27 protein-coding genes are annotated in these 26,699 nt (G+C 55.7%); 10 read left to right on the top strand and 17 right to left on the bottom strand.

Annotated elements, in window-relative coordinates:
• Positions 1 to 18 precede the first annotated feature (18 nt).
• From cdsA to rpsB, 7 genes are all read right to left on the bottom strand, one after another.
• On the bottom strand, positions 19 to 867 hold the full coding sequence (gene cdsA, locus D4100_RS22025; RefSeq protein ID WP_006318679.1) for a phosphatidate cytidylyltransferase: 849 nt from the start codon (positions 865 to 867) through the stop codon (positions 19 to 21).
• Between the two features lie 9 nt (positions 868 to 876).
• Positions 877 to 1,635: a (2E,6E)-farnesyl-diphosphate-specific ditrans,polycis-undecaprenyl-diphosphate synthase gene (ispU, locus tag D4100_RS22020; protein ID WP_006318680.1), complete on the bottom strand. Its 759-nt coding sequence runs from the start codon at positions 1,633 to 1,635 to the stop codon at positions 877 to 879.
• A gap of 278 nt (positions 1,636 to 1,913) precedes the next feature.
• Positions 1,914 to 3,110 (bottom strand): 1-deoxy-D-xylulose-5-phosphate reductoisomerase, encoded by a 1,197-nt coding sequence (gene ispC, locus D4100_RS22015; protein WP_006318682.1) that lies wholly within the window; start codon positions 3,108 to 3,110, stop codon positions 1,914 to 1,916.
• Positions 3,111 to 3,267: 157 nt separating this feature from the next.
• Positions 3,268 to 3,825, bottom strand: a complete 558-nt coding sequence (gene frr / locus D4100_RS22010; protein ID WP_006318684.1) for a ribosome recycling factor — start codon at positions 3,823 to 3,825, stop codon at positions 3,268 to 3,270.
• Positions 3,826 to 3,948: 123 nt separating this feature from the next.
• Positions 3,949 to 4,674: a UMP kinase gene (pyrH, locus tag D4100_RS22005; RefSeq protein WP_004952223.1), complete on the bottom strand. Its 726-nt coding sequence runs from the start codon at positions 4,672 to 4,674 to the stop codon at positions 3,949 to 3,951.
• A gap of 148 nt (positions 4,675 to 4,822) precedes the next feature.
• The gene (tsf, locus tag D4100_RS22000) at positions 4,823 to 5,674 is read right to left on the bottom strand and encodes a translation elongation factor Ts (protein WP_006318687.1); all 852 of its coding nucleotides are present in this window, start codon (positions 5,672 to 5,674) and stop codon (positions 4,823 to 4,825) included.
• A gap of 128 nt (positions 5,675 to 5,802) precedes the next feature.
• Positions 5,803 to 6,528, bottom strand: a complete 726-nt coding sequence (gene rpsB / locus D4100_RS21995) for a 30S ribosomal protein S2 (protein WP_004952226.1) — start codon at positions 6,526 to 6,528, stop codon at positions 5,803 to 5,805.
• 357 nt (positions 6,529 to 6,885) lie between these two features.
• Between rpsB and map the strand changes: the two genes are divergently transcribed.
• The 4 genes from map to D4100_RS21975 all read left to right on the top strand — a co-directional run bounded on the left by map (position 6,886) and on the right by D4100_RS21975 (position 11,822).
• A complete protein-coding gene (map, locus tag D4100_RS21990) occupies positions 6,886 to 7,680 on the top strand; it encodes a type I methionyl aminopeptidase (protein ID WP_006318688.1) in 795 nt (264 codons plus the stop codon).
• A gap of 74 nt (positions 7,681 to 7,754) precedes the next feature.
• Positions 7,755 to 10,433 (top strand): bifunctional uridylyltransferase/uridylyl-removing protein GlnD, encoded by a 2,679-nt coding sequence (glnD, locus tag D4100_RS21985; RefSeq protein ID WP_119805254.1) that lies wholly within the window; start codon positions 7,755 to 7,757, stop codon positions 10,431 to 10,433.
• 46 nt (positions 10,434 to 10,479) lie between these two features.
• The gene (dapD, locus tag D4100_RS21980; RefSeq protein ID WP_004952232.1) at positions 10,480 to 11,304 is read left to right on the top strand and encodes a 2,3,4,5-tetrahydropyridine-2,6-dicarboxylate N-succinyltransferase; all 825 of its coding nucleotides are present in this window, start codon (positions 10,480 to 10,482) and stop codon (positions 11,302 to 11,304) included.
• A gap of 128 nt (positions 11,305 to 11,432) precedes the next feature.
• Positions 11,433 to 11,822 carry a DUF3461 family protein gene (locus D4100_RS21975; protein ID WP_006318690.1) on the top strand — a complete coding sequence of 130 codons (390 nt, stop codon included), beginning with the start codon at positions 11,433 to 11,435 and terminating at the stop codon, positions 11,820 to 11,822.
• A 102-nt stretch (positions 11,823 to 11,924) separates the two neighbouring features.
• On the opposite strand, the gene D4100_RS21970 is transcribed toward D4100_RS21975, so the two are convergent.
• Genes D4100_RS21970 through D4100_RS21960 form a run of 3 tightly spaced genes read right to left on the bottom strand, consistent with a single transcriptional unit; the run spans position 11,925 to position 13,507 of the window.
• Positions 11,925 to 12,374 (bottom strand): flavodoxin, encoded by a 450-nt coding sequence (locus D4100_RS21970; protein ID WP_006318691.1) that lies wholly within the window; start codon positions 12,372 to 12,374, stop codon positions 11,925 to 11,927.
• Between the two features lie 30 nt (positions 12,375 to 12,404).
• Positions 12,405 to 13,178, bottom strand: coding sequence for a tRNA pseudouridine(65) synthase TruC (gene truC / locus D4100_RS21965; RefSeq protein WP_006318693.1), 774 nt, complete (start codon positions 13,176 to 13,178; stop codon positions 12,405 to 12,407).
• Positions 13,178 to 13,507, bottom strand: coding sequence for a YqcC family protein (locus tag D4100_RS21960; RefSeq protein WP_006318694.1), 330 nt, complete (start codon positions 13,505 to 13,507; stop codon positions 13,178 to 13,180). Before D4100_RS21960 ends, truC begins: the two co-directional genes overlap by 1 nt.
• A gap of 183 nt (positions 13,508 to 13,690) precedes the next feature.
• On the opposite strand from D4100_RS21960, the gene D4100_RS21955 reads away from it, so the two are divergent.
• The gene (locus tag D4100_RS21955) at positions 13,691 to 14,929 is read left to right on the top strand and encodes an MFS transporter (protein WP_006318695.1); all 1,239 of its coding nucleotides are present in this window, start codon (positions 13,691 to 13,693) and stop codon (positions 14,927 to 14,929) included.
• A 619-nt stretch (positions 14,930 to 15,548) separates the two neighbouring features.
• Here D4100_RS21955 and syd read toward each other — a convergent pair.
• The gene (gene syd, locus D4100_RS21950; RefSeq protein WP_006318697.1) at positions 15,549 to 16,100 is read right to left on the bottom strand and encodes a SecY-interacting protein; all 552 of its coding nucleotides are present in this window, start codon (positions 16,098 to 16,100) and stop codon (positions 15,549 to 15,551) included.
• Positions 16,101 to 16,163: 63 nt separating this feature from the next.
• Between syd and queF the strand changes: the two genes are divergently transcribed.
• The 3 genes from queF to xni all read left to right on the top strand — a co-directional run bounded on the left by queF (position 16,164) and on the right by xni (position 19,530).
• Positions 16,164 to 17,009: an NADPH-dependent 7-cyano-7-deazaguanine reductase QueF gene (gene queF, locus D4100_RS21945; protein ID WP_006318699.1), complete on the top strand. Its 846-nt coding sequence runs from the start codon at positions 16,164 to 16,166 to the stop codon at positions 17,007 to 17,009.
• A gap of 180 nt (positions 17,010 to 17,189) precedes the next feature.
• Positions 17,190 to 18,554, top strand: a complete 1,365-nt coding sequence (gene ppnN, locus D4100_RS21940) for a nucleotide 5'-monophosphate nucleosidase PpnN (RefSeq protein ID WP_004952240.1) — start codon at positions 17,190 to 17,192, stop codon at positions 18,552 to 18,554.
• A gap of 217 nt (positions 18,555 to 18,771) precedes the next feature.
• Positions 18,772 to 19,530: a flap endonuclease Xni gene (gene xni / locus D4100_RS21935; RefSeq protein ID WP_006318700.1), complete on the top strand. Its 759-nt coding sequence runs from the start codon at positions 18,772 to 18,774 to the stop codon at positions 19,528 to 19,530.
• A gap of 26 nt (positions 19,531 to 19,556) precedes the next feature.
• On the opposite strand, the gene rlmM is transcribed toward xni, so the two are convergent.
• From rlmM to D4100_RS21915, 4 genes are all read right to left on the bottom strand, one after another.
• Positions 19,557 to 20,660: a 23S rRNA (cytidine(2498)-2'-O)-methyltransferase RlmM gene (gene rlmM, locus D4100_RS21930; protein ID WP_006318701.1), complete on the bottom strand. Its 1,104-nt coding sequence runs from the start codon at positions 20,658 to 20,660 to the stop codon at positions 19,557 to 19,559.
• Positions 20,653 to 21,048, bottom strand: a complete 396-nt coding sequence (locus tag D4100_RS21925) for a DUF423 domain-containing protein (protein WP_006318702.1) — start codon at positions 21,046 to 21,048, stop codon at positions 20,653 to 20,655. Before D4100_RS21925 ends, rlmM begins: the two co-directional genes overlap by 8 nt.
• A 51-nt stretch (positions 21,049 to 21,099) precedes the next feature.
• Positions 21,100 to 22,017 (bottom strand): transcriptional regulator GcvA, encoded by a 918-nt coding sequence (locus tag D4100_RS21920; protein ID WP_006318703.1) that lies wholly within the window; start codon positions 22,015 to 22,017, stop codon positions 21,100 to 21,102.
• 392 nt (positions 22,018 to 22,409) lie between these two features.
• Entirely contained in the window at positions 22,410 to 22,634 is a 225-nt protein-coding gene (locus tag D4100_RS21915) for a YgdI/YgdR family lipoprotein (protein WP_006318705.1), read from the bottom strand.
• 194 nt (positions 22,635 to 22,828) lie between these two features.
• On the opposite strand from D4100_RS21915, the gene csdA reads away from it, so the two are divergent.
• On the top strand, positions 22,829 to 24,034 hold the full coding sequence (gene csdA, locus D4100_RS21910; RefSeq protein ID WP_119805252.1) for a cysteine desulfurase CsdA: 1,206 nt from the start codon (positions 22,829 to 22,831) through the stop codon (positions 24,032 to 24,034).
• Positions 24,035 to 24,052: 18 nt separating this feature from the next.
• Positions 24,053 to 24,487, top strand: coding sequence for a cysteine desulfurase sulfur acceptor subunit CsdE (gene csdE / locus D4100_RS21905; protein ID WP_119805251.1), 435 nt, complete (start codon positions 24,053 to 24,055; stop codon positions 24,485 to 24,487).
• On the opposite strand, the gene tcdA is transcribed toward csdE, so the two are convergent.
• Together tcdA and mltA are read right to left on the bottom strand one after the other, a co-directional pair.
• A complete protein-coding gene (gene tcdA / locus D4100_RS21900; protein WP_006318711.1) occupies positions 24,478 to 25,284 on the bottom strand; it encodes a tRNA cyclic N6-threonylcarbamoyladenosine(37) synthase TcdA in 807 nt (268 codons plus the stop codon). The genes csdE and tcdA overlap by 10 nt on opposite strands.
• A gap of 145 nt (positions 25,285 to 25,429) precedes the next feature.
• Complete coding sequence (gene mltA, locus D4100_RS21895; RefSeq protein ID WP_119805250.1) at positions 25,430 to 26,572, bottom strand: murein transglycosylase A; 1,143 nt, start codon at positions 26,570 to 26,572, stop codon at positions 25,430 to 25,432.
• Positions 26,573 to 26,699: the final 127 nt, after the last annotated feature.

Here is a 26,699-nt window from a genome sequence, read left to right as displayed (position 1 = left end):
CTCCCCGCCGTTGACGGATTAAAACACTAACAGCATCAGGCAGGCAAATACAGGCACTGCTGCGGTCAGGCTGTCGATACGATCCAGTATTCCGCCATGACCCGGGATCAGATGACCACTGTCTTTGATACCCGCTTCGCGTTTGAACATGCTCTCGGTAAGGTCGCCCAGCACCGAGGCCAGCGCGGCGATCACCGAACAAATCAGTAAGGTTGCCGGCACCACATTCAAGGGTGCATAACGACCAAACAGCCAGGATATCAATGCCGAGGTAACCAGACCGCCGATTAATCCTTCCCAGGTTTTCCCTGGAGAAACCTTCGGCGCCAGCTTGTGCTTGCCAAATAGCTTGCCGAACATATAAGCGCCGGAATCCGCGCCCCAGACCAGCAGCATCACATACAGCAACCACCAGGCACCGGTGAAATGATTTTGTTCGTAGCCGAATTGACGCAATGCCAGCATGCCCCAAAAGAACGGCACAATGGTCAACAGGCCAAAGAGCAGGCGAATCGGGCGTGAATTACGCCACAGCGCCGCGGAGCCGGGATAAAACAGCACCAGCAGCAGCGCCGCCAGCCACCAGGCCAGTGACAGCCACAGCGGCCCGCCTACCTGAGGCAAATGGACCGACTGGTGATAGGCTGGAATACTGAGCATCATCAGAACCAGCAGGAAACCACACAGTATCGCCAACCAGATGCGCTGCGAGCGGGAAGTAAAACCGGCCAGTTGGCCCCACTCCCAGGCAGCTAACATGCACACAACGAGCGTTACCAGGGCAAAGCCCACCGGCGGCAGCAAAAACAGCGCCGCGATAACAATCGGAATCAAGATCAGAGCGGTTATGAGGCGATACTTCAGCAAAAGTTCCCCCTAGGACGCATCGGCGCCGTTAGGTGTTGTTCCCCCGAAGCGACGCTCACGTTGTGCAAATGCATTCAGCGCACCTTCAAAGACAAGTTCATCAAAATCAGGCCAGAGTACATCAGTAAAGTAAAGCTCGGCATAAGCAATTTGCCACAGCAAGAAGTTACTGATGCGATGTTCGCCACCGGTGCGGATAACCAGATCCACCGGTGCCAAATCGTTCATGCAGACCCGTTCGCCCAATAACTCTTCGCTGATTTGATCCGGACGCAGCAAACCACCCTGCACCTGCTCAGCCAGCCCTCTTACTCCCTGAATGATATCCCAACGACCACCATAGTTGGCGGCGATGTTGAGCGTCAGGCCATCGTTATTTTCTGTCAGCTGCTCAGAGCGACGGATCCGCTCCTGCAAACGCGTGCTGAAACGGCTGATGTCGCCGATCACCCGCAGTCTGACGTTATGTTTATGCAGGCTTTTTACTTCACTATCCAAGGCACGGACAAAGAGCTCCATTAGCGCGGAGACTTCCTGTACCGGACGATTCCAGTTCTCACTGCTGAAGGCATAAAGCGTGAGTGCATCTAAATGGTTGTTGGCGGCAAAACTGACCGCGCGACGTACCGATTTCACCCCTGCTTTATGACCGAAGACACGTAACTTGCCCTGACGTTTAGCCCAGCGCCCGTTGCCGTCCATAATAATGGCGACATGTCGTGGCCCAAAGACGGACGGATTAGCCTCTTGTTGATTTGCGGACGACATAACTCGTACTTATTTCCTCAATAGAAATACAACTGCCCTTCCGGAACATCAGGCCCTTACGCGCAAAAAAAGCCGTGTGCCCGACACGGCTTTTCAGTCTGCCTGCGCACACCCGGTGATATCCGGGGCGCTATCGGCATCCAAGATGCCAATCAGGCCATAATTCAACGGTATAACCGCTGACAAGTGGCGCAGACTATACCACCTCAGCCGGGCATGAACAAACGGCCCCACTGCGGCACGCGTAATTTACGAACAAAATAGGATAATAGCCGGTATCAACCACGCAGTGACTTCACTACCCCAACGGCAACTTCACGGGCCCGACGATCTATGTCTAAGACCGCATCAATGCAGGACGGTTCCTGCAAAGACAACCGTTCGACTACTTTTTGGTTCACTGCCGCAATATCGGTAAAGCGAATCTGCTCTTGCAGGAAGGACGCAACGGCCACTTCGTTAGCCGCATTCAGCGCGGTAGTTGCCGCCTGACCGGCATCAAAGGCGTCAATCGCCAGATAAAGGCAGGGGTAACGCTCCCGCTCAGGTTCGGCAAAGGTCAACGAACCGATACGGCAGAAATCCAGCGCTTCCACGCCAGAGTTGACCCGCTGCGGGTAAGCCATCGCATGAGCGATTGGCGTACGCATATCCGGCGTGCCCAACTGGGCCAACACGCTGCCATCAGCATAGCGCACCATCGAGTGAATCACCGACTGCGGGTGCAGAATCACTTCCATTTGTTCAGCCGAAGCGTTGAACAGCCAACGGGCCTCAATATATTCCAGTCCTTTGTTCATCATGGTGGCGGAATCCACCGAGATCTTGCGCCCCATTGACCAATTAGGGTGGGCGCAAGCCTGGTCCGGCGTCATTGTGGCAAACTGGTCCAACGGCGTAGTACGGAACGGACCGCCGGAACCGGTAAGCACAATGCGCGAAACACCATGTTCGACCAATGAAGAGTATCCCAACTGACGCTGAATGCTTTCAGGCAAACTCTGAAAAATCGCGTTATGCTCGCTGTCCAGCGGCAATAATTGTGCCTGGCTCTTTTGTACCGCGTCCATAAACAGTCGGCCACAGGTCACCAGCGACTCTTTGTTCGCCAGCAATACCTGCTTGCCGGCGCGGATCGCCGCCAGCGTCGGCAACAGTCCGGCAGCGCCAACAATAGCAGCGGTGACCTGATCGACATCATCCAGCGCCGCCAACTCACAGGCGGCCTGTTCACCCGCCAGCACCTCTGTGCCAACGCCGTTTTCCGCCAGTACGTCACGCAGTTCGCGCGCAGCGCCTTCGTCCGCCATCGCAGCATAAGCCGGGCGAAACTCCATACACTGTTGCGCCATCACCGCTACATTGCGGCCTGCTACCAGCGCTTTAATCGCAAAACGGTCGGGATTTTCCCTGACCACGGCCAGGGTGCTGGTTCCCACTGAGCCGGTGGAACCAAGAATAGTCAGTTGCTTCATGAGTTCACTCTGAATAACTGTCTGATGAGATCGGAGGTGTTCCAGTGTGTAACCTTGGCCACCGCTTGTCCATGATCAATCAGTACGATGAAACGGGATCTGCGCCACAAAAAACAAAGCGCCGCCCAGGCGACGCTTTTTTTCTGCGCGATGCTGATTAGAAATCCATCAGCTCTTTTTCTTTATCCGCCAGAGCGGCATCCAGAAGTTTGATGTAAGCATCGGTCAATTTTTGAACATCTTCCTGTGAACGACGATCTTCGTCTTCGCTGATTTCTTTGTCTTTCAGCAGCGCTTTAACTTTGTCGTTGGCGTCGCGGCGAACGTTACGCACGGCCACGCGGCCCTGCTCGGCTTCGTTGCGCACAACTTTGATCAGATCTTTACGGCGTTCTTCGGTCAGAGGAGGAAGCGGAACGCGGATCACGCTGCCTGCTGAACTTGGGTTCAGCCCGAGGTCTGAAGACATGATGGCTTTTTCTACCGCTGAACCCAGGGAACGATCAAACAAGTTGATGGCCAGAGTGCGGGAGTCTTCTACGGTCACGTTAGCCAGCTGACGCAGCGGCGTAGCAGAACCATAGTATTCCACCATGATGCCGTCCAGGATGCTTGGGGAAGCACGGCCGGTACGGATTTTGCTGATTTGGTTTTTGAATGCTTCTACGCTTTTTTCCATGCGTGAATCAGCATCTTTTCTGATTTCATTAATCACGTTGCGAACCTTTAGAAACGGGTTACTTGGCAGGCCATACATCAGTATAGCCCGTGAATTTTACTTGAGGAAAGCGCTCAACGCTCGGCGTTACCCGCTCCCGCTAAATTTGGCAGAACAGCTTTATTTGCTGATCAGCGTACCTTCGTTTTCACCCATCACCACGCGGCGCAACGCGCCCGGTTTGTTCATGTTGAATACGCGGATCGGCAGACCGTGATCGCGGGCCAGCGTAAACGCCGCCAGGTCCATCACTTTCAGCTCGCGCTCAAGCACGTCCTGATAGGTTATATGTTCGTACAGCGTCGCATCCGGGTTTTTGACCGGATCGGCGGAGTATACACCATCGACTTTGGTCGCTTTCAGTACCACGTCGGCTTCAATCTCAATCCCACGCAGGCAAGCTGCTGAATCGGTGGTGAAGAACGGGTTGCCGGTACCGGCAGAGAAGATAACCACGCGGTTATTACGCAGCAGGCTGATTGCCTCGGCCCAGCTGTAGTTGTCGCACACGCCGTTCAACGGGATGGCCGACATCAGGCGGGCGTTCACATAGGCACGGTGCAGTGCATCACGCATAGCCAGGCCGTTCATCACGGTAGCCAGCATTCCCATGTGGTCGCCCACTACGCGGTTCATTCCGGCCTGCGCCAGACCCGCGCCGCGGAACAGGTTACCGCCGCCAATCACTACACCGACCTGAATTCCCAGTTCGACCAGCTCTTTCACTTCCTGAGCCATGCGATCCAAAACGCTGGCGTCGATACCAAAACCTTCTGCGCCTTGCAGGGCTTCGCCACTCAGTTTGAGCAGAATACGCTGATATACGGGTTTTGCATTGGTTGCCATGGTGTTCTGTCCTAAGAAGCAGTATTAGTATTGGGGATTTCAGCCGATGAAGCGCGCCTGTGCTGAGTATAGTGCCACAGGGCCTGCCACCGGTGTAATTCTGGCTGGATAAAATGGAACCGCCAGATGGCGGCTCCATTAACAGTCATTAAGACTGTTTGCTCATTGCTGCAACTTCAGCAGCAAAGTCATTTTCAACTTTCTCGATGCCTTCGCCCACTTCGAAGCGGATGAAGTTAACAACGTCAGCGTTGTGCTCTTTCAGCACTTGGCCAACGGTTTTGCTTGGCTCGATAACGAAAGGTTGACCGGTCAGAGAAACTTCGCCGGTGAATTTCTTCATGCGGCCTTCAACCATTTTCTCTGCGATTTCTTTCGGCTTGCCAGACTGCATGGCGATGTCCAACTGAACCTGGTACTCTTTTTCTACCACTTCAGCAGACACGTCTTCAGGCTTCACGAATTCAGGTTTGCTAGCCGCAACGTGCATGGCAATTTGCTTAACCAGTTCTTCGTCAGCGCCTTTGGCGGCAATCAGAACGCCGATGCGTGCGCCGTGCAGGTAGCTGCCCAACACTTCGCCTTCCAGGGAAGCTACGCGACGGATGTTGATGTTCTCGCCGATTTTTGCAACCAGTGCTACACGTTCTTCTTCGAACTGTGCTTTCAAGACGTCAACATCAGTGATTTTGCCTGCAACAGCGGCTTCCAGCACTTTGTCCGCGAACGCCTGGAAACCGGCATCTTTAGCAACGAAGTCAGTCTGGCAGTTAACTTCTACGATCACGCCGTAGTTGCCTTCGATCTTGGTTTTGATCACGCCGTCAGCAGCTACGTTGCCTGCTTTTTTCGCTGCTTTGATCGCACCGGATTTACGCATGTTTTCGATTGCCAGCTCGATGTCGCCGTTAGATTCGACCAGAGCTTTTTTACAATCCATCATGCCAGCGCCAGTACGCTCGCGCAGTTCTTTTACCAGGGCAGCGGTAATATCAGCCATTTCTTTTTCCTCGGTTATCTCGCACGGAGATAGTTCTCATTCAGATAAGCAAAAGGGGCCTATTTAGGCCCCTCTAACCAACATATTCAATACCTGGTTAATAAGGGCTCTGTGACGAGCTTGCCTTATTATTCAGCTTCTACGAAGCTTTCTTCCGCCTGAACGGCCAGATCTTGAGAACGACCTTCACGGACGGCGGCAGCAACGGCAGTCAGGTACAATTTGATTGCACGGATTGCATCGTCGTTACCAGGGATGATGAAGTCAACGCCGTCTGGATCAGAGTTGGTATCAACGATAGAGAATACCGGGATACCCAGGTTGTTGGCTTCTTTGATCGCGATGTGTTCGTGATCTGCATCGATTACGAACAGAGCGTCAGGCAGACCACCCATGTCCTTGATACCACCCAGAGAGTTTTCCAGCTTGGCCAGTTCGCGAGTACGCATCAGCGCCTCTTTCTTGGTCAGCTTGTCAAAGGTGCCATCTTGAGACTGGATTTCCAGATCTTTCAAACGCTTGATTGACTGACGAACGGTTTTCCAGTTAGTCAGCATGCCGCCCAACCAGCGATGGTTCACGAAGAACTGATCGCAGTTGTTGGCATATTCTTTTACCGCTTCGCTTGCTGCGCGCTTGGTACCAACGAACAGGATCTTGCCTTTACGGGAAGAGATCTTGGTCAGTTCAGCCAGTGCTGCGTTGGCCATTGGTACGGTTTTTTCCAGGTTGATGATGTGAACCTTGTTACGTGCGCCGAAGATGAAAGGCTTCATTTTCGGGTTCCAGTAACGGGTCTGGTGACCAAAGTGTACACCGGCCTGGAGCATGTCGCGCATGGAAACAGTTGCCATGATTAAACCTCTATATAGATTAGTTGGGGTTATGCCTCCACGTATCCCATAACGCCGACCCCGGCGGTGATAAATCACCTCAGGGCACCCCGGCGAATGTGCCGATACGTGTGTGTTATTTACACAATGTGAGTGCAGTTAAAGTATTTTCGGCTTTTTCCGTTATGGTCACAAGGACCAACTTACGGATCGCCGGCGCGCTTTATACCATAAACCCGCCACCGACACCAACTTTAGTTGCGTTTCCCGGGCCACCGAGAAATCAAATTTGGCAGCCTCTGGCCGGGCTGATACCATAAGAGACTGCTTCCTATTTCTTTCTGTTGTCGGCGAGCACGACACCTGCGGACGAATTTCATGGCAATCTCAATTAAAACACCTGATGACATCCAAAAAATGCGCGTGGCAGGCCGTCTGGCCGCCGAAGTGCTGGAGATCATCGAGCCGCACGTCAAACCTGGCGTGACCACCGGCGAACTGGACCGTATCTGTCACGAGTACATTACCAACGAGCAACAGGCCATCTCCGCCTGCCTCGGCTATCACGGCTTCCCGAAATCCGTCTGCATCTCGGTGAACGAAGTGGTGTGCCACGGCATCCCGAGCGATGACAAAGCGCTGAAGGACGGCGATATCGTCAATATCGACGTGACCGTCATTAAAGATGGCTTCCACGGAGATACTTCCAAGATGTTCATCGTCGGCAAGCCGACTATTCTGGGCGAGCGGCTGTGTCGCGTCACCCAGGAAAGCCTGTATCTGGCGCTGAAAATGGTGAAGCCGGGCATCCGCCTTCGCACCCTGGGCAAAGAGATCCAGAAATTCGTCGAAGCCGAGAAGTTTTCCGTGGTGCGCGAATACTGCGGTCATGGCATCGGCGAAGTGTTCCACGAAGAACCTCAGGTGCTGCACTATGACGCCGATGACGGCGGTGTGGTGCTGCAGGCCGGCATGGCGTTCACCATCGAACCCATGGTCAATGCCGGTGACTACCGCATCCGCACCATGAAAGACGGCTGGACGGTAAAAACTAAAGATCGCAGCTTGTCGGCGCAGTATGAGCATACTATTGTGGTCACAGATAACGGCTGCGAGATAATGACGTTGCGCAAGGATGACACCATCCCCAACATCATTACGCACGAGATGTAAGCGCCGCGGCGTTCTGCCGCGACGCATGATGTCACAGGCCGGCTTTTGCCGGCCTTTTTTATGGGCTGCGTACTATGTCTGAAAATTTTCGCGAACAGAGCCACTCGGTCATTGAGCAACAGGCCGTGCCGAAGCAGCCTGAGTATCCCAATGCCTACGGTGATGAAGATATTAATTGCGGCGCGCTGAAACAACGTCTTGAACAATTTCAGCTGTGGCTGGCGGCCGCGTTCAACGCCGGCTCCAGCGCCGAAAGCCTGGTCGCGGCCCGCAGCGATTTTATCGATCGCCTGCTGCGTCGTCTGTGGATTTTTTATGGTTTCGAGGATATCCCGGAAACCGCTCTGGTGGCGGTCGGCGGCTATGGCCGCGGCGAGCTGCACCCGCTTTCTGACATCGACGTGCTGGTGCTCAGCCAGCGCCGCCTGAGTGAGCAACAGTCGCAGCGCGTAGGGGAATTTATCACCCTGCTGTGGGATCTGAAACTGGAAGTGGGCCACAGCGTACGCACGCTGGAAGAGTGCCTGCTTGAAGGGCTGGCGGATCTGACCGTGGCCACCAACCTGATTGAGTCGCGCATGATCTGCGGCGACGTCGCACTGTTCCTGCAGATGCAAAAACACATTTTCAGCGACGGTTTCTGGCCCTCCCCCCAATTTTTCCACGCCAAGGTGGCTGAGCAGCAGGAACGCCACCAGCGTTACCACGGCACCAGCTACAATCTGGAACCCGACATCAAAAGCAGCCCCGGCGGCCTGCGGGACATTCACACCTTGCTGTGGGTGGCGCGCCGTCACTTCGGCGCCACCTCACTGGACGAAATGGTCGGTTTCGGCTTCCTCACCCAGGCCGAACGCAACGAGCTCAATGAATGCCAGAGCTTCCTGTGGCGTATCCGCTTCGCCCTGCATCTGGTGCTGCCGCGTTACGACAACCGGCTGCTGTTCGATCGCCAACTCAATGTGGCGCAATTGCTGCGTTATGAGGGCGAAGGCAACGAACCGGTTGAGCGCATGATGAAGGATTTCTACCGCATGACGCGCCGCGTCGGCGAACTGAATCACATGCTGCTCCAGTTGTTCGACGAAGCGATACTGGCATTGGACGCCACGGAAAAGCCACGCCCGCTGAACGAGGATTTCCAGCTGCGCGGCGATCTGATCGATCTGCGTGACGAAACGCTGTTCATCCGCCAGCCGGAAGCTATCATGCGGATGTTTTACCTGATGGTGCGCAACCGCGAAATCAAGGGAATTTATTCCACCACCGTACGTCAGTTGCGCCATGCGCGCCGCCATCTGAAGCAGCCACTGTGCAACATTCCGGAGGCGCGCGATCTGTTTATGGCCATTCTGCGCCATCCGGGCGCAGTCGCGCGCGCGCTGGTGCCGATGCACCGCCACAGCGTGCTCTGGGCCTATATGCCGCAGTGGGGCAAGATCGTCGGGCAAATGCAGTTCGACCTGTTCCACGCCTATACCGTCGACGAACACACCATTCGCGTACTGCAAAAGCTGGAAAGCTTCGCCGATGCGGAAACGCGGCCACGCCATCCGCTGTGTGTGGAACTCTATCCGCGCCTGCCGAATCCGGAATTGCTGCTGCTGGCAGCGCTGTTCCACGATATCGCTAAAGGCCGCGGCGGTGACCACTCGCTTCTCGGCGCAGAGGATGCGCTGGAGTTCGCCGAACTGCACGGTCTGAATTCGCGTGAGGCTCAACTGGTAGCCTGGTTGGTGCGCTGCCATTTGCTGATGTCGGTGACCGCGCAGCGCCGCGATATTCAGGACCCCACGGTTATCCAGCAATTCAGCGCTGAAGTGCAGAGCGAAACCCGCCTGCGCTATCTGGTTTGCCTGACGGTGGCCGATATCTGCGCCACCAACGAAACCCTGTGGAACAGCTGGAAACAGAGCCTGTTGCGTGAGCTGTACTTCGCTACGGAAAAACAGCTGCGTCGCGGCATGCAAAACAGCCCCGACTTGCGCGAGCGGGTACGCCACCATCGCCTGCAGGCGTTGGCGTTGCTGCGCATGGATAATATCGATGAAGAGGCGCTGCACCGCATCTGGAGCCGCTGCCGGGCCGACTACTTCCTGCGCCACTCGCCCAATCAACTGGCCTGGCACGCCCGCCATCTGCTGGCCCATGACTCCACCAAACCGCTGGTACTGGTCAGCCGCCAGGCGACGCGCGGCGGCACCGAAATCTTCATCTGGAGCCCGGACCGCCCTTACCTTTTTGCCGCCGTGGCTGGCGAGATGGACCGCCGTAACCTGAGCGTGCATGACGCACAGATTTTCACTAACCGCGACGGCATGGCGATGGATACCTTCATCGTGCTCGAACCGGACGGCAGCCCGCTGGCTCAGGACCGCCACGCGGCGATCCGCCACGCGCTGGTTCAGACCATCACCCAGCGGGAATATCAGCCGCCGCGCGTGCGCCGGCCGTCCTCCAAATTGCGCCATTTCAGCGTGCCGACCGAAGTCAGCTTCCTGCCGACGCATACCGATCGTCGCAGCTATCTGGAACTGACCGCACTTGACCAGCCCGGCCTGCTGGCGCGGGTGGGCGAGGTATTCGCCGATCTCGGCCTGTCGCTGCACGGCGCGCGCATTTCCACCATTGGCGAGCGAGTTGAGGACTTATTTATTCTGGCCGACAGCGATCGACGCGCCCTTAATCCGGAAACGCGCAGAAAGTTGGAACAACGGTTGACAGAGGCCCTCAATCCAAACGATAAAATGTGATACAAGTAACCTTTTCGTAGACAACAACATCAGGACAGAGAACAGCATGCAGCAATTACAAAACGTTATTGAAAGCGCCTTCGAACGCCGCGCGGATATCACTCCGGCGAACGTGGACACCGTAACGCGCGAAGCGGTAAACCAGGTGATCGGCCTACTGGACAGCGGCGCCCTGCGCGTTGCCGAGAAGATTGACGGTCAGTGGGTAACGCATCAGTGGCTGAAAAAGGCCGTGCTGCTTTCTTTCCGTATCAACGACAACAAAGTGATGGACGGCGCCGAAACCCGCTATTACGACAAGGTGCCGATGAAGTTTGCTGATTACGACGAAGCGCGATTCCAGAAAGAAGGTTTCCGCGTGGTGCCGCCGGCGACCGTTCGCCAGGGCGCATTCATCGCACGCAACACCGTATTGATGCCGTCCTACGTGAATATCGGCGCTTACGTTGACGAAGGCAGCATGGTCGATACCTGGGCTACAGTGGGTTCCTGCGCGCAGATCGGCAAAAACGTTCACCTGTCCGGCGGCGTCGGCATCGGTGGCGTACTGGAGCCGCTGCAGGCCAACCCGACCATCATTGAAGACAACTGCTTCATCGGCGCGCGTTCAGAAGTGGTTGAAGGCGTGATCGTCGAAGAAGGCTCCGTGATCTCCATGGGCGTTTACCTCGGCCAAAGCACCCGCATTTATGACCGTGAAACCGGCGAAGTGCATTACGGCCGCGTCCCGGCCGGCTCGGTGGTGGTTTCAGGCAACCTGCCGTCCAAAGACGGTTCTTACAGCCTGTACTGCGCGGTCATCGTCAAGAAAGTCGACGCCAAGACCCGCAGTAAAGTCGGCATTAATGAGTTATTGCGCACCATCGACTAAATTAAAATAGCGGGTAATTAACCCGCTATTTTTTTGTCTTCAGTACGCGAGCAGTCACAGTCTCTGGCACGGTTTTTCGCCATAATCCCAGACCGTGGAATAAAGTCTATTTATAAGGTGGCGCTATTATGTATGACAACCTGAAAAGCTTGGGAATCAATCAACCGGAAGATGTCGATCGCTATAGCCTGCGTCAGGAGGCCAATAACGACATTCTTAAGATTTACTTCCGCAAGGATAAGGGCGAATTCTTTGCCAAGAGCGTGAAGTTCAAATACCCGCGTCAACGCAAAACCGTGGTGGCGGATAACGCCGGCCAGGGTTACAAAGAAATTCACGAGATCAACCCGAACCTGCGTTACGTCATTGATGAACTGGATCAGCTGTGCCAGCGCGATCAGGTTGAAGTGGATCTGAAACGCAAAATTCTTGATGACCTGCGTCATCTGGAAGGCGTGGTATCCCACAAAATTGCCGAGATCGAATCCGATCTGGAAAAACTGACTCGCGGAAAATAAACTCAGGGCCGGTTCACCCGGCCCACAAGCGTGACTATTTGTTTACTCTATGAATTTCAAGTTGCAGACAACAACGCTGCGGCTTGAAAGGCGATGGGGAAATTATTTCAGCAGCGTGCCCCATTGCTCAACCCATGGGCAGGAAACCACTTCCGGCTCGGGCTGTTCCATCGCATCTATCTCCAGCACCTCACCCACGCGGGTTGCCCCCTGCTCTTGCAACAGTGCGTCAAAAGCACGCCCGGCACCGCAGAAATTGTCGTAACTGCTATCACCGAGTGAAATCAACCCATAGCGCAGTTCCGGCTGATAGCCGATTTGATCGCGGATGGCATGAAACAGAGGCGCAATGCTGTCCGGCAAATCGCCCTGGCCGGTGGTGGAGGTGACCACCAGCACATGGTGCTGGCGGTAGAATTGCCAGGCCTCAAGCGTCCCCTCCTCAAACAGTTTGACCTCATGGCCCTGTTCGCTAAGGATATTTTCCGCTTCTTCCGCCACCAACAATGAATTGCCGTAGACTGTTCCCACGAAGATTCCAACCTGAGCCATTGCCCCTACTCCCTCAATTACCTTTAAAAATTACCCGTTATCCTGACCGTTAGCCGCACTAAACTCAACCCCGGCGAGCTCGGGGAAACACCCTGCCCAGCCAAACTGCGACATGACACCCTGCCAGGGTTCGTCCCAGCGTGCAGAAATAGATAATGGCTCACCGGTCACAGGATGATTCAACTGCAGATGGCTGGCGTGCAACATCAAGCGCGGGCAGCCGAAGTGCTGGGCCATGCCGCGGTTCTGGCGCAGGTCGCCGTGCTTGCTGTCACCAATGATCGGATGACGAAGATGCACCATATGGCGACGCAACTGATGCTTGCGGCCGTTTTCCGGCTTCAGTTCCAGCAGGCTGTAACGCGCGCTGTCATAACGGCCAATGGCGACCGGCATCTCCACCTGCGCCAGCGGCCGATAGTGGGTGACCGCCGGCTGCGGGCCTTTATCGGCCGCGGCATGCTTATCGGCGATTTTGTCCAGTTCTTCCGTCAACGGATAGTCGAGGGTCGCCCCTTCCTGTACGTAGCCACGTACCACCGCATGATAGGTTTTTTGCACCTGGTGTTGCTCGAACTGCTGCGACAGCAGGCGCGCAACCTCGCTGGACAGCGCCATCAGCAGCACGCCGGAGGTCGGGCGATCGAGGCGGTGCACGGTAAACACGTGCTGACCGATCTGGTCACGCACCGTCTGCATCATAAACCGGGTTTCATGGCGATCCAGCCAGCTGCGATGCACCAGCCAGCCCGATGGCTTGTTCACCGCCACCAAGTGCTCATCCTGGTAAAGGATCTCAATCATTATTGCGGTTCTTTATTCAACATAAGATCCAAACGTTCCAGCAGCACCAGCAGCGGCATGCAGTTCGGATCCTTATCTTTCATCGCCTCTTCAAAGTAAGGCGTAATGGCGAAACGCGTCGGCAATGGCGCATGCGCATCCAGTAGCGCGTACATCCGCGGCAGAAATACCCATTGCAGCCACTCTTCGGCCAGCATGCTGTCTACGCAGAAGGGTTCGGTGCTGGCGAAGGCTTCAGGCTCGGGCGGTGTGGTTTGCCACAGCGCCAGCTCTCGCATTGATTGTTCAATCGCCTGCAAACTAAGGCGAACCTGATTTTGTATACTCATCTGCATTCCCGATCTGTTTAAACCATGATATTCAGCGGCGCGGCTGAAAGGCGGCAAAGCATAGCATTTTACCCTTTATAGCCCAAATTCGGCTGAGTTGGTGATATCGACCGATTTGATCTGGTGACGCCCGCCGCCACACGGCACAATGAGCTCACCGAATAAACCGCAAAGATTAGACACATGCCTGCAATCACACCAATAAGAAATCATGCTACGCCCGGCAAAGCCATGCTGGCTTCGGTCACCGGCTACGCTATGGACGGCTTTGATCTGCTGATCCTCGGCTTTATGCTGCCGGCCATCAGCATCGAACTGGGTCTGAGCTCTTCCGCAGCCGGTTCGCTGGTCACCTGGACGCTGATCGGCGCCGTATTGGGCGGCGTGATTTTCGGCCACCTCAGCGATCGCTTTGGCCGCATCCGGGTACTGACCATCACCATCCTGATGTTCTCCCTGTTTACCGGCCTGTGCGCTCTGGCGCAGGGCTACTGGGATTTGCTCGCCTATCGCACGCTGGCGGGGATCGGGTTGGGGGGTGAGTTCGGTATCGGCATGGCGCTGATAGCCGAGGCCTGGCCGGCGGAAAAACGCAACCGCGCCTCTGCCTATGTTGGCATGGGTTGGCAGCTTGGCGTACTGGCGGCGGCTTTTCTCACTCCGCTGTTGTTGACGCATATCGGCTGGCGCGGCATGTTTCTGGTGGGCTTGCTGCCGGCAATGGCGTCATTCCTGATCCGCCGCACACTGGGCGAGCCGGAAGAGTTCGTGCGCCAGCAAAATAGTGGCCAGCAACTCTCCTTTACCCGGCGCGTAAAGCTGCTGTTTAAAGACCGGGCCACCAGCAAAGCCAGCATCGGCATTTTTATTCTGTGCTCAGTGCAGAACTTCGGCTATTACGGGCTGATGATTTGGATGCCGACCTACCTGGCAAAAAATTTCGGCTTTTCGCTGACCAAGTCTGGCTTGTGGACCGCGGTAACGGTGCTCGGCATGACACTGGGCATCTGGCTGTTTGGCGTATTGGCCGATCGCTTTGCCCGCTGGAAGATATTTATTGCCTATCAGATTGGCGCAGTGGTAATGGTCGTGGCTTATGCGCAACTTAGCGACCCTATGTGGATGCTGTTCGCCGGCGCGCTAATGGGGTTATTCGTCAATGGTATGATTGGCGGCTACGGCGCGTTGATCTCCGATACCTATCCGGTCCAGGCGCGCGCTACCGCACAAAATATTCTGTTTAATCTCGGGCGCGGCGTAGGCGGGCTGGGGCCATTGGTGATTGGGGCATTGGTTACGCAGGTTTCCTTCACTGCGGCAATCAGCCTGCTGGCGGCGATATATCTACTGGATATTTATGCCACGCTGTTCCTGCTGCCGAAAAAGCAGAGCAATGGCGATACGCTGGGAGCTATTGGTTAACAATACCGAAGAGTTCGAGATGGGTTAAGTATCCTTGATACTTAAGGTACAAACCGCCATAAAAAGTTGGGGGCACTGTGTTAACAGCGCCCCCGGTTCGTTTTATAGCTGTCCCGCTACACAGTGTGCTCCCTGCTCAATCCTTGAAAACTTTTCCTGCGGCCATCCTGACCCAACCATCCTTGCTCTGTCCTGCAGCATCATCCTGACGCGGTTCCTTAGTCTTCATGACCCGCCAACCATCCGGTGCCGGCTCTCAATCTCCATCCTGGAGGTGTCCCTGGTTTCAATCCTGAAACATCCTGGGCATCTCCTGACGCCATCCTTCGCTCTTCACTGAGCGCATCCACTTCTTCTTCCTGAAGCTGCATCGTCCTGACGCTTTCCTGCTCCACCGTATCCGTTCCGGTAACCATAAGATCGCTTAATTATCCCGGCTTCACAAGGGATCGGAGAAGGGATGACGGGAAATTAGCGCTAAGAGTTATCCTAAAGTAAATCTAACCAATTGATCTGGATAACAATAAACCCAACTGAAGTCATCAGCCAGGAAAAATTAAAAGCGATCTCTCACAGCCCGTGTGAGAGATCTCGCACACAGATAATGCTCAGTACGGCGTCAAACACTCAGTTGCGGGCGCAATGCATCAAGGAAATTCCCCAGCGAAGCCGCCAGCAAGGTGCGTTTATCGCTGCCGAATTGTTCCAGTACGACATTGCCGCTGACGTTGCACAGCGAGACCATAGTCATCTCTGATTCAGTGGTTGCCAGGAATAACGTCGGCGACAGCTTCAGGCGCTTTTGCGTCACCAGATGGCCGATCAAATTCTCCTGCAGGCGAATAAAATCGTCTTCGCTCCACACCTGCAACAGGGTTATATCATGCTCACCAAACTGCGCTCTCATATCCCCCGCATACTGCTGTGTATAAAACAGGCCAATGTCTGGCTGCAACCGTAACTCAAGCGCGGCCTCTACCTTTTCCAGCGTCGCCGCCGGGGTGAACGGCTGCGGCAACCACAGCACTTCATCATCGCGGTTTTCTATAATGCAAGGCGATGGCACGCCGTACAAATCCTGGCTCGCCGGCGCATGACCGCGCTCCAGTTGCCAAAGATCGACATAGCGCTGGGTGAATTCACGCAGAGCGTGCGATACATCATGGTCCATATTTCTTCTCGCATACGGTAAACTGGAGACCATTGTACCTATCTATCACCGAGGTGACAGCAGATGTCCTCCTATCAAGACCATCACGCCCTGTCGGAACTGACTCTGGGCAAACCTACCGCGTACCGCGATCGCTACGACGCTCAGCTGCTGCAGGCAGTGCCGCGCAGCATGAACCGTGAACCGCTGGGTTTGTATCCGGACAGCCTGCCGTTCCACGGTGCCGATATCTGGACGCTGTATGAGCTCTCCTGGCTGAACGACAACGGTTTGCCGCAGGTCGCGGTGGGCGAGATTAGCCTCAACGCCAACAGCCTCAACCTGATTGAATCCAAAAGCTTCAAGCTTTATCTCAACAGCTTTAACCAGACCCCATTTACCGACTGGGAGACCGTGCGCAGCACGCTGCAACGCGATCTGTCCGCCTGTGCGCAGGGTGATGTCAGCGTCGCCTTGTTCAGCCTCGCTCAGGTGGAAGGCAGCCCGATCGCCCGGTTGGACGGAGAATGCATCGATCATCAAGACATCCGTATCGATAACTACGAGTTCAACGCCGATTACCTGCTGAACGCCACCGGCACCCGTCAGGTTGAAGAGCAGCTTGTCAGCCACCTGCTGAAGTCAAACTGCCTGATCACCAACCAACCCGACTGGGGGTCGGTGCAAATCCAGTATCGTGGCGCGCAAATCGATCGTGAAGCGCTGCTGCGCTATCTGGTGTCCTTCCGTCACCACAACGAATTCCACGAACAGTGCGTTGAGCGCATCTTCAACGATCTGATGCGCTATTGCCGGCCAGAGAGCCTGTCGGTGTATGCCCGCTACACCCGTCGCGGCGGGCTGGACATCAATCCCTGGCGCAGTAACCTTGACTTTGTTCCGTCGCATGGCCGTCTGGCGCGCCAATAGTGCGAAGCATTGCTCAACAACTAAGCTAACGAGCGGTTTGTATTGGTAAAAATCCGGGGACGGCGGTAAGGTTAAGAAAGGCTGCGGCCAGTAATTGACCGCAGTGCGCTAACAATAACGAGATGCTGTTCTGCTGCGTATGGATTACTACTGCCCCGTTTCGGGTGCAAAGGAGTTACCTTGATTACACACATCAGCCCGCTTGGCTCTATGGATTTGCTGTCGCAGCTGGAAGTAGACATGCTGAAGCGCACCGCCAGCAGCGATCTGTACCGTTTGTTCCGCAACTGTTCGCTGGCCGTGTTGAATTCCGGCAGTCAAACCGACAACAGCAAACAGCTGCTTTCACGCTATGAAACCTTTGATATCAACGTCCTGCGCCGTGAGCGCGGGGTCAAACTCGAGCTGGTCAATCCGCCGGAAGACGCCTTCGTCGACGGCAGAATTATCCGTTCTCTGCAGGCCAACCTGTTCGCCGTGCTGCGCGATATCCTGTTCGTTCACGGCCAGATCGACAGCGCCGGCCGTTTCCAGCATCTGAACCTGGAAAATTCGGCCCACATCACCAACCTGGTATTCTCCATCCTGCGCAACGCCCGAGCGTTGCACCTCGATGAAGATCCTAATCTGGTGGTGTGCTGGGGCGGTCACTCCATCAATGAAAATGAATACCTGTACGCCCGCAAGGTCGGCAGCCAGCTTGGCCTGCGCGAACTGAATATCTGTACCGGCTGTGGGCCGGGAGCGATGGAAGCGCCGATGAAAGGCGCCGCCGTGGGACATGCGCAACAGCGCTACCGCAACAGCCGTTTTATCGGCATGACCGAGCCTTCGATCATCGCCGCCGAACCACCTAACCCGCTGGTCAATGAGCTGGTGATCATGCCGGACATCGAAAAGCGTCTGGAAGCCTTCGTGCGCATCGCCCACGGCATCATCATCTTCCCGGGTGGCGTCGGCACGGCGGAAGAGCTGCTGTACTTGCTGGGTATTTTGATGAATCCGGAAAACAGCGAACAGGTATTACCGCTAATCCTCACCGGGCCGAAAGAGAGCGCAGATTACTTCCGCGTTCTGGACGAGTTCATCATGAACACCCTGGGTGACGAAGCGCGCCGCCATTACACCATCATCATCGACGATCCGGCCGAAGTGGCACGGCAGATGAAAAAAGCCATGCCGCTGGTGAAAGAGAACCGTCGCAACACCGGTGATGCCTACAGTTTTAACTGGTCGATCCGCATCGCACCCGATCTGCAGTTGCCGTTTGAGCCAAGCCACGAAAACATGGCGAACCTCAATCTGTATCCGGACCAACCGGCCGAACAGTTGGCCGCTGCGCTGCGCCGCGCGTTTTCCGGCATTGTGGCCGGTAACGTGAAGGAAAATGGCATTCATGCCATCGAGCAATTCGGCCCGTACAAGCTGCATGGCGAGCCGCAGATGATGAAACAAATGGACAGCCTGTTGCAGGGTTTTGTCGCCCAGCACCGCATGAAGCTACCGGGCAGCGCCTATGTGCCCTGCTATGAAATCGTAGCCTGATACCTCCGGGCGGCGTAAAGCCGCCCTTCTTTTATCTGACTTTACTCCGCCTCTCCTCTATGGATTTCAAGTTGCAGCCAGGCGGCAAACATACTCAGGTATTGCAGGGGCACTGTATGCAGTGCCCTTATTGGTCGGGCGAATATATTCGCCCCCTGCAGAAACTGAGGTGGGTATGTGAAGTCAACAACGCTGCGGCTTGAAAGACGACGAGTAAATGCCTATACACCTACTGATTGTTGACGCCCTGAACTTAATTCGCCGCATCCACGCCGTGCAGGGGTCCCCCTGCGTGAATGCCTGCCAGCATGCATTGCAACAGTTGATCCAACATAGCCGGCCAACGCACGCGGTGGCGGTGTTCGACGAAGATGACCGCAGTGAAAGCTGGCGTCACCAAATTCTGCCCGACTACAAAGCCGGACGTTCGCCGATGCCGGAAAATTTACAGCTGGAAATGCCACAGCTGCGGCAGGCATTCGAAGCGCTCGGCGTCGCCTGTTGGCATTCGCCAGGCAATGAGGCGGACGATCTGGCGGCAACGCTGACGGCAAAGGTCGCCGGCGGCGGCCATCAGGTGACGATAGTGTCTACCGACAAAGGCTATTGCCAACTGTTGGCGCCCAGCGTGCAGATCCGCGATTATTTCCAGAAACGTTGGCTGGACATGCCCTTTGTGCAGCAGGAGTTCGGGGTAGCGCCACAGCAATTGGCGGATTACTGGGGGCTGGCGGGAATAAGCAGCAGCAAAATTCCTGGCGTGGCCGGTATCGGGCCGAAAACGGCGGTATTGTTGTTACAACAAGCGGGTACGTTGGATGGGTTGTATCAGGATCTGGAGCAGGTGGCGGAAAAATGGCGCGGCAAATTGCAACAACACCGCGACATGGCTTACGTCAGTAAAAAGGTCGCCACGCTGCGCACCGATTTGACGTTAACCGGCAACCTGCAGCAGTTGCGGTTACCGGTTAGCTAAAGGCGCTGCAAGCAGCGCCCGGTCAATTATTCGCGCTCGTCGCGGCGGCCCGGCACCGCCGACCACATGCGGCGCACATGTACCGTGACTTCTTCACGATCGTGATACAGCTGCTTGGCGTGAATTTCTGAACTGATGCCCACCGCGTCCAACGCTTCCTTGATGGTCTGCAGATTCTGCGAAACCTCTTCGTAACGCTTTTTCATCGGCAGCTTCAGGTTGAAAATTGCCTCACGGCACCAACCTTTGACCAACCACTGGATCATCAGGCTGGTCACCTTGGCCGGTTTCTCCACCATGTCGCACACCAGCCAGTAAATCTTGCTGCTGCTCGGTTCGTATTTGAAACCGTCGGCGCGGTGATGCGTAACCTGCCCGGTATCCATCAGGCTCTGTGCCATCAGCCCGTTATCCACCGCATGCACCATCATGCTGCGTTGCACCAGTTGATAGGTCCAGCCGCCCGGGCAAGCCCCCAGGTCGACCGCATGCATACCACTGCTCAAACGTTCGTCCCACTCATCGGCAGGAATGAACACGTGGAACGCCTCTTCAAGTTTCAGCGTAGAACGGCTCGGCGCGTCGGATGGAAACTTGAGGCGCGGAATACCCATATAGAACGGCGAATTGTTGTTGCTGAAGGAGTAGCCGACGTAACAGCAACCCGGTGCGATAAAGAACACATGAACCACCGGACGGGTCGCGTTCTCGCGCGCCATCAGCACCTTTTGCTCACGCATTGCGGCACGCAGCGGCACGGTCAGTTTACGACAGAACTTCATCAGCTCTTTGCTTTCGTTGGTATCCGGCACTTCCACTCGCAGCTCGCCGCCGCGATCGACCACGCCAATCAACATGCCGACAATCGGTGACACGCGATCTTCCGGCGGAAGGTCGCGCAGCAGCTCGCCAACCACCAGCATCTGACGGGCAAAAATCAGTTCACGGAACGGGATTTCCCGCGCCAGGCGGTCGGCGTCATCCGGTTGATAGCACTCGAACAGCACGTAGCCGCTGTTATCTTTTACCCTGGCAAAACCAAAGACTTCCAGCTCGGCTGCCTTGGCGGTGATTTCCGCCGCACACTCTTTTTCAAAACCAGGGCGGCAATACAACGCAATCTTATTCATGGCGCTCGGCCTTTTTCCTCAGACGCAAAGCGCCAATCAACATCAATGCCCAACCGATCAGGAAGCACACGCCGCCAACCGGCGTGATATAAACCCAGACCTTCAGGTGTGACAGCGCCAGACAGTACAGGCTGCCGCTGAACAGTACGGTGCCGAGCGCCAACAGCGCCCCGCTCCAATAAAACCACAGGCTGACGCGGCGTTGCATCGCCACCGCCAGCGCCAGGATCGCCAGAGTATGGAACCCTTGATAATCCAGCCCGGTACGGATCCAGGCCATCTCGTTAGCGCCCAGCGTGCCGCTTAATACATGTGCGCCAAACGCACCCAGGGCAACAAATACAAAGCCGCTGATAGCAGCAAAAATCAGCATTGAGCGACTGCTCATCGTTATTTACCTTATTGAAGAAAACCGGCGGCGGCAGAGCGGCGGCCAGCCTTATTGTTCATAGCGAAAGCGGAACTTCTCCTGCTCGCTGGCTGCCCGAGCCAGGATCCACTGACGAAAGGCGGCTATTTTACCCAGTTCTGCCTGACTGTCATGGCATACCAGATAAAAAGCGTTTTTACTGACCAGCACATCGTTAAACGGGCAAACCAGCCGCCCGGCTTCGATTTCGGTCTGCGCCATAACGTTGTTCACCAATGCGACTCCCTGACCATGAACCGCAGCCTGAACCACCATTGCGCTGTGGCTGAAAATCGGCCCCTGTTGCACATTAATGTGCTGCAATCCCAACTGACGCGTATAGGCCAGCCAATCGCGGCGTGAAGTATCATGCAGTAGCGTGTGATAAGCCAGATCGTCCGTCACTTTTAACGCATGTTCCCCGGTCAGCAGGCTGGGTGAACACACCGGCAACAGATATTCCGCATATAAACGCTCGGCGCGCACTCCTGGCCAGTTGCCGCGGCCATAGAAAATCGCCACATCGACATCATCCGCCAGCTTCTCTTCCTCACGGTCCACCGCCTGGATACGCACGTCGATCCCCGGATAAGCTGAGTTAAAGCCAGAGAGCCGTGGCACCAACCACTGTATGGCGAAACTCGGGGGCAAACTGACGGTTAACGCCCCCTTGGCACTCCGCGCCTGCAACTTGCGGGTAGCCTCGGTGATCGAAGAGAAGATTTCCTTGATATCCAGGTAATAACTTTGCCCTTCTTCCGTCAGCAACAGCGAACGATTGCGCCGGCGAAACAGCTTCAGGCCGAGGAAGTCCTCCAGCGACTTGATCTGATGGCTCACGGCGGCCTGGGTAACGAACAACTCTTCTGCCGCTTTGGTGAAACTCAGGTGGCGAGCAGCCGCGTCGAAGACCCGCAGCGCATTGAGAGGTGGTAAGCGTTTAGACATTTATTAGCTACTTTTGTGTAACAATATTCCGAATGATTCGGCATAAAAAATCAGGCGGCGTTGTGCACCAAGTTGCAGGTCCACGACAGCAAACCGCTATCATTAGTTTTTTTAATCCGAGCCATTATAAATTGTCCGTTGAGCATGCGCCAGCAAATACCTATAGTGGCGGCACTTCCCGGGCCGGAACGAAAAGGGAGTGGGTGTCGAGGACGCCGATGAACTTTTGGCTTGTGGTTGTGATGTTGTGTTTGCAAATTGTCTGGCAATCCAGACATGGTAGCTAAGCTACTGTTTTTTCACTTCCTGTACATTTACCCTGTCTGTCCATAGTGATTTTATGCAGCACCGCAATATTTGCGGTGCTTTTTTTTGCCCGTTTTTTGACGAGGTTACTGGTTGCTTTCAACCATCTCTTTCACGTCTGAACGGTTGATCTGCTGTTCAACGCCGTTAGCGTCTTTATAGCCGATCATGCCAGTGTCGTTATCCACCTTTGGTTTTCCGTCAGCGACAATGGTGCGTCCATCATTGGTATGCATTACGTAATTGCTGGAACATGCAGCCAGGGTAAACGTTAGCATCAGAGCAGAAATAACTGCGGCTGTTTTCTTCATTGCGGACTCCTTGTAGATAAAAATGCTGTAAAAACCTTTTATATTATTTAACGCCATTACCTGGCAGGCACTTAATAGCATAACAAACTTATCAGGGATTTCCAGGCGATAAGTCCTAATGGGCGGGAGAACTTGTCTCCGACGAAAAAATAGGACAGGATCACCCATTGACTCAAGCCAGTGACAATCAGGGTATGACACCTTTTAATCCCACCGATTTTCGTAATCAGTTTCCTGCCCTGCAACAGGCGGGAATTTATCTCGACAGCGCCGCCACCGCGTTGAAACCGCTGGCGGTTATTGCGGTAACGCAGCAGTTTTACCGTGACGACGCAGCCACTGTGCATCGCAGCCAGCACCGCGCGGCGCAAGATTTAACCGCCCGCTTCGAGCAGGCACGCCGGCAGGTCGCTATGCTGATCAATGCCCCCACGGCCGATGACATTATTTGGGCCCGCGGCACCACCGAGGCAATCAATCTGGTGGCGCAAAGCTATGCCCGCCCCCGACTGCAACCGGGTGATGAAATCCTGGTGAGCGAAGCCGAACACCACGCCAACCTGATCCCCTGGCTGATGGTGGCGGAGCAAACTGGCGCGCGGGTGGTAAAATTGCCGCTTGGCGCCGATCGCTTGCCGGACCTGGCACAGCTACCCAGGCTGCTCAACGGTAAAACCCGGCTGTTGGCGCTGGGGCAAATGTCCAACGTCACCGGCGGGTGCCCGGATCTGGCGCAAGCCATCACTCTGGCCCACGGCGTCGGCGCGCGCGTGGTGATCGACGGGGCGCAGGGCATAGTGCACTGCCCGGCCGACGTTCAGCGGCTTGATATTGATTTTTACGCCTTCTCCGGTCACAAACTCTATGGCCCGACCGGCATCGGCGCGCTATACGGGAAAAGCGAATTACTGACACAGATGGTGCCGTGGCAAGGCGGCGGCAAAATGCTGACCCAGGCGTCATTCGAGGGCTTTACACCGCAAAAACCGCCGCACTGCTTTGAGGCCGGCACGCCAAATATCGCCGGCGTGCTGGGGCTGGCTGCCGCGCTGGAATGGCTGAGCACGCAGGATATGGCAGGTGCCGAGCGCTACAGCCGTGGCCTGGCCGATCTGGCCGAGCAACGGCTGGCGCAGTTGCCGGGCTTTCGCAGCTTCCGCTGTTCAGGTTCCAGCCTGCTGGCGTTCGATATTGTCGGCATTCATCACAGTGATATCGTCACCCTATTGGCAGAGCAAGGTATCGCACTGCGCGCCGGCCAGCACTGCGCCCAGCCGCTGATCGCGGCGTTGGGAGTCAGCGGTACACTGCGCGCGTCATTCGCGCCTTACAACAGTACGGAAGATGTTGAAACCCTGGTGACAGCGCTGATCAACGCCATCGATCTGCTGGCCGACTAAATTAACTTCGGAGACGCTATGCTTGCCCCACATCCCTTTGGCAACGAAATTACCGCCGAGGCGCTGATCGTAAAATTTACCGCGCTGAAGCAGTGGGAAGATCGCTATCGCCAACTGATTATGCTGGCGAAACAACTACCGCCGCTGCCAGAGCCGTTACGCACGGCAGAAATGGAGCTCAGTGGCTGTGAAAATCGCGTCTGGCTGGGGCATCAATTATTGGCTGACGGCACTCTGCACTTTTATGGCGACAGCGAAGGCCGCATAGTACGCGGCCTGCTGGCGATAGTGCTGACGGCAGTGGAAGGTAAAACGCCGCAGCAAATAGCAGCAATGGATCCGCTGGCGCTGTTTGAACAACTGGCGCTGCGCACCCAGCTCAGCGCCACCCGCGCCAGCGGGTTAGAAGCGCTGGCCACCGGGGTGAAAACAATCGCCGCCCGTTACGCCTGACGCGCGGCTTTCGCTACCATTTTCTTTAAAGCGTGGGACACGGCGACAAAGCCGAAGGTAGCGGTAACCATGGTCGCCGCGCCAAATCCCGCGCTGCAGTCCATTCTTTTCGGTCCTTCTGCGGTGCTGCGCGATGCGCAAACCGTACCGTCCGGCTGCGGGTATACCAGTGGTTCGCTGGAAAACACGCAATCGATGCCGAGCTTGCCCTTGCTGTTTTTCACCACGTTGAAATCATTCTTCAACCGCTCGCGCAGCTTGGCGGCCAGCGGATCCTGAATGGTCTTCGCCAAATCGGCCACCGCAATCTGCGTCGGATCTATTTGCCCACCCGCGCCGCCGGTAGTGACCACCGGGATCTTGTAACGGCGGCAATAAGCCAGCAGCGCGGCCTTCGGCCGTACGCTGTCAATCGCGTCGATCACATAGCTGAAATTGTTGTTCAGCAGCTCAGCCGCATTGTCCGCAGTAATAAAGTCGTCGACGCAGGTCACCCGGCATTCAGGGTTGATCGCCAGAATGCGCTCCGCCATCACCTCTGTCTTTGACTGGCCAACATGCTGACGCAATGCATGGATCTGGCGGTTGGTATTGGTGACGCAGACATCATCCATATCGATCAGCGTAATGGCGCCGATACCGGTGCGGGCCAGAGCTTCGGCCGCCCAGGAACCCACGCCGCCGATGCCAATCACGCACACATGCGCCTGGGCAAACAGCGCCAGCGCCTGCTGACCGTACAAACGTGCCGTGCCGCCAAAACGCTGCAGATAGGCTTCAGAATAGGCTGTGCTCATAACGCTTTACTTACCTTAACAATGCAAATGATAAGGGCCGGAAGATCCGGCCCTTGCGGGTCAATATCGGTGTACCCATCGCCTTTCAAGCCACAGCTGGGCGACCAGCTGCAACTTGCAGTTCATAGGGTATGACTTATTGTCATCAGCGGGTAACCAACAACGAACCGCCGTTAGCGGAAGAGGTCTGGCTGGTGAACAATGGCGTGCCGGTGTTACCGCCTTTCAGCACCCATACTCGGCCGTAATGGTTGTAATACCCCGCCGAGTGGCCGGCGTCCGGCCCGATACCCTGGTACATATCGAAGTGCTGGCCTTTGATAGCGCCGCCCACGTCCAGAGCCACCATCAGGCGCATCTCATATTTTCCCGTGAATTTACCCTTGTTGTCCAGCAGAGGCACTTCTGCCAGCAGCGTGGTACCTGCCGGGATCAGTGAACGGTCGGAAGCTACCGAGGCTTTGGCAATCAAAGGTACCGCACTGGCGCCCCGCACCGGCGCAAAAGCCTCCGGACGGAAGAACACAAAGGAAGGATTCTGCTCCAGCAGCTCACGCACTTCTGCAGCGCTGTGGGTATCGGCCCATTGGCGAATCGCCTGCATAGACATATCCACCTTGGCCACTTCGCCGCGATCGATCAGCACTTTACCGATGCTGCGGTAAGCGTGGCCGTTCTTGCCGCCGTAGCCGAAGAACACCAGCGGCTGGCCATTGCCGTAATCCACATAGCCGCTGCCCTGGACTTCCATCATAAAGTTGTCCATCAGCGAGTTGGTGTAAGCGACGATATAACGGTCATCCAGCGCGCCCGAGTATATGCCCGCGCGATTCGGCAGGCGGCCTTTGCCTTTTGGCGGCATGCGGTACAGCGGGTAGCGGAACTCGCCCTGCTGGCTGTAGCGCGCCTGCACGACCGGTGTGTAGTAACCGGTAAACTGCACGTTGCCGTAATTGTCCACGCCTTCCATTTGATAGGCGCTGAGACCGTATTGGTTCAGTTGACGGGTATCGGCACCCGCGGCCATCCAGCTTTGCACTGCCTGAAAGGTGGTGTTATTGCGATTAAACAGTGAAGGAGAAGCGTTTTTAATCTCCATCAGCTGATTCGAGTAATCCCTGGCGTTAACCGGCATGCCTTTGGCGTTGGGTTGATTCACCAACTCCAGTGACTGCTCCAGACGGCCATCCTTATACTGCTGTCCCCGGTCGGTCGGCTTTGACGAACAGCCAGCCAGTACCGCTACCATCAACCCGCCCAGCAGGTATTTGCCCCAACGTCCTTTCATCGCACACACTCTCAAACAGATATGATCTACCGGCGAACGATAACAAACGCCCATAGATAAGGGAATCGCCGCAAATAAAAAAAACCGCACGGCGGATAACGATGAAAAAGAACGCAAATTGCGGACT

It is taken from the genome of Serratia inhibens (assembly GCF_003591175.1).
Lineage (GTDB): Bacteria > Pseudomonadota > Gammaproteobacteria > Enterobacterales > Enterobacteriaceae > Serratia > Serratia inhibens.
This window is presented reverse-complemented; position numbering and strand designations above follow the sequence as displayed.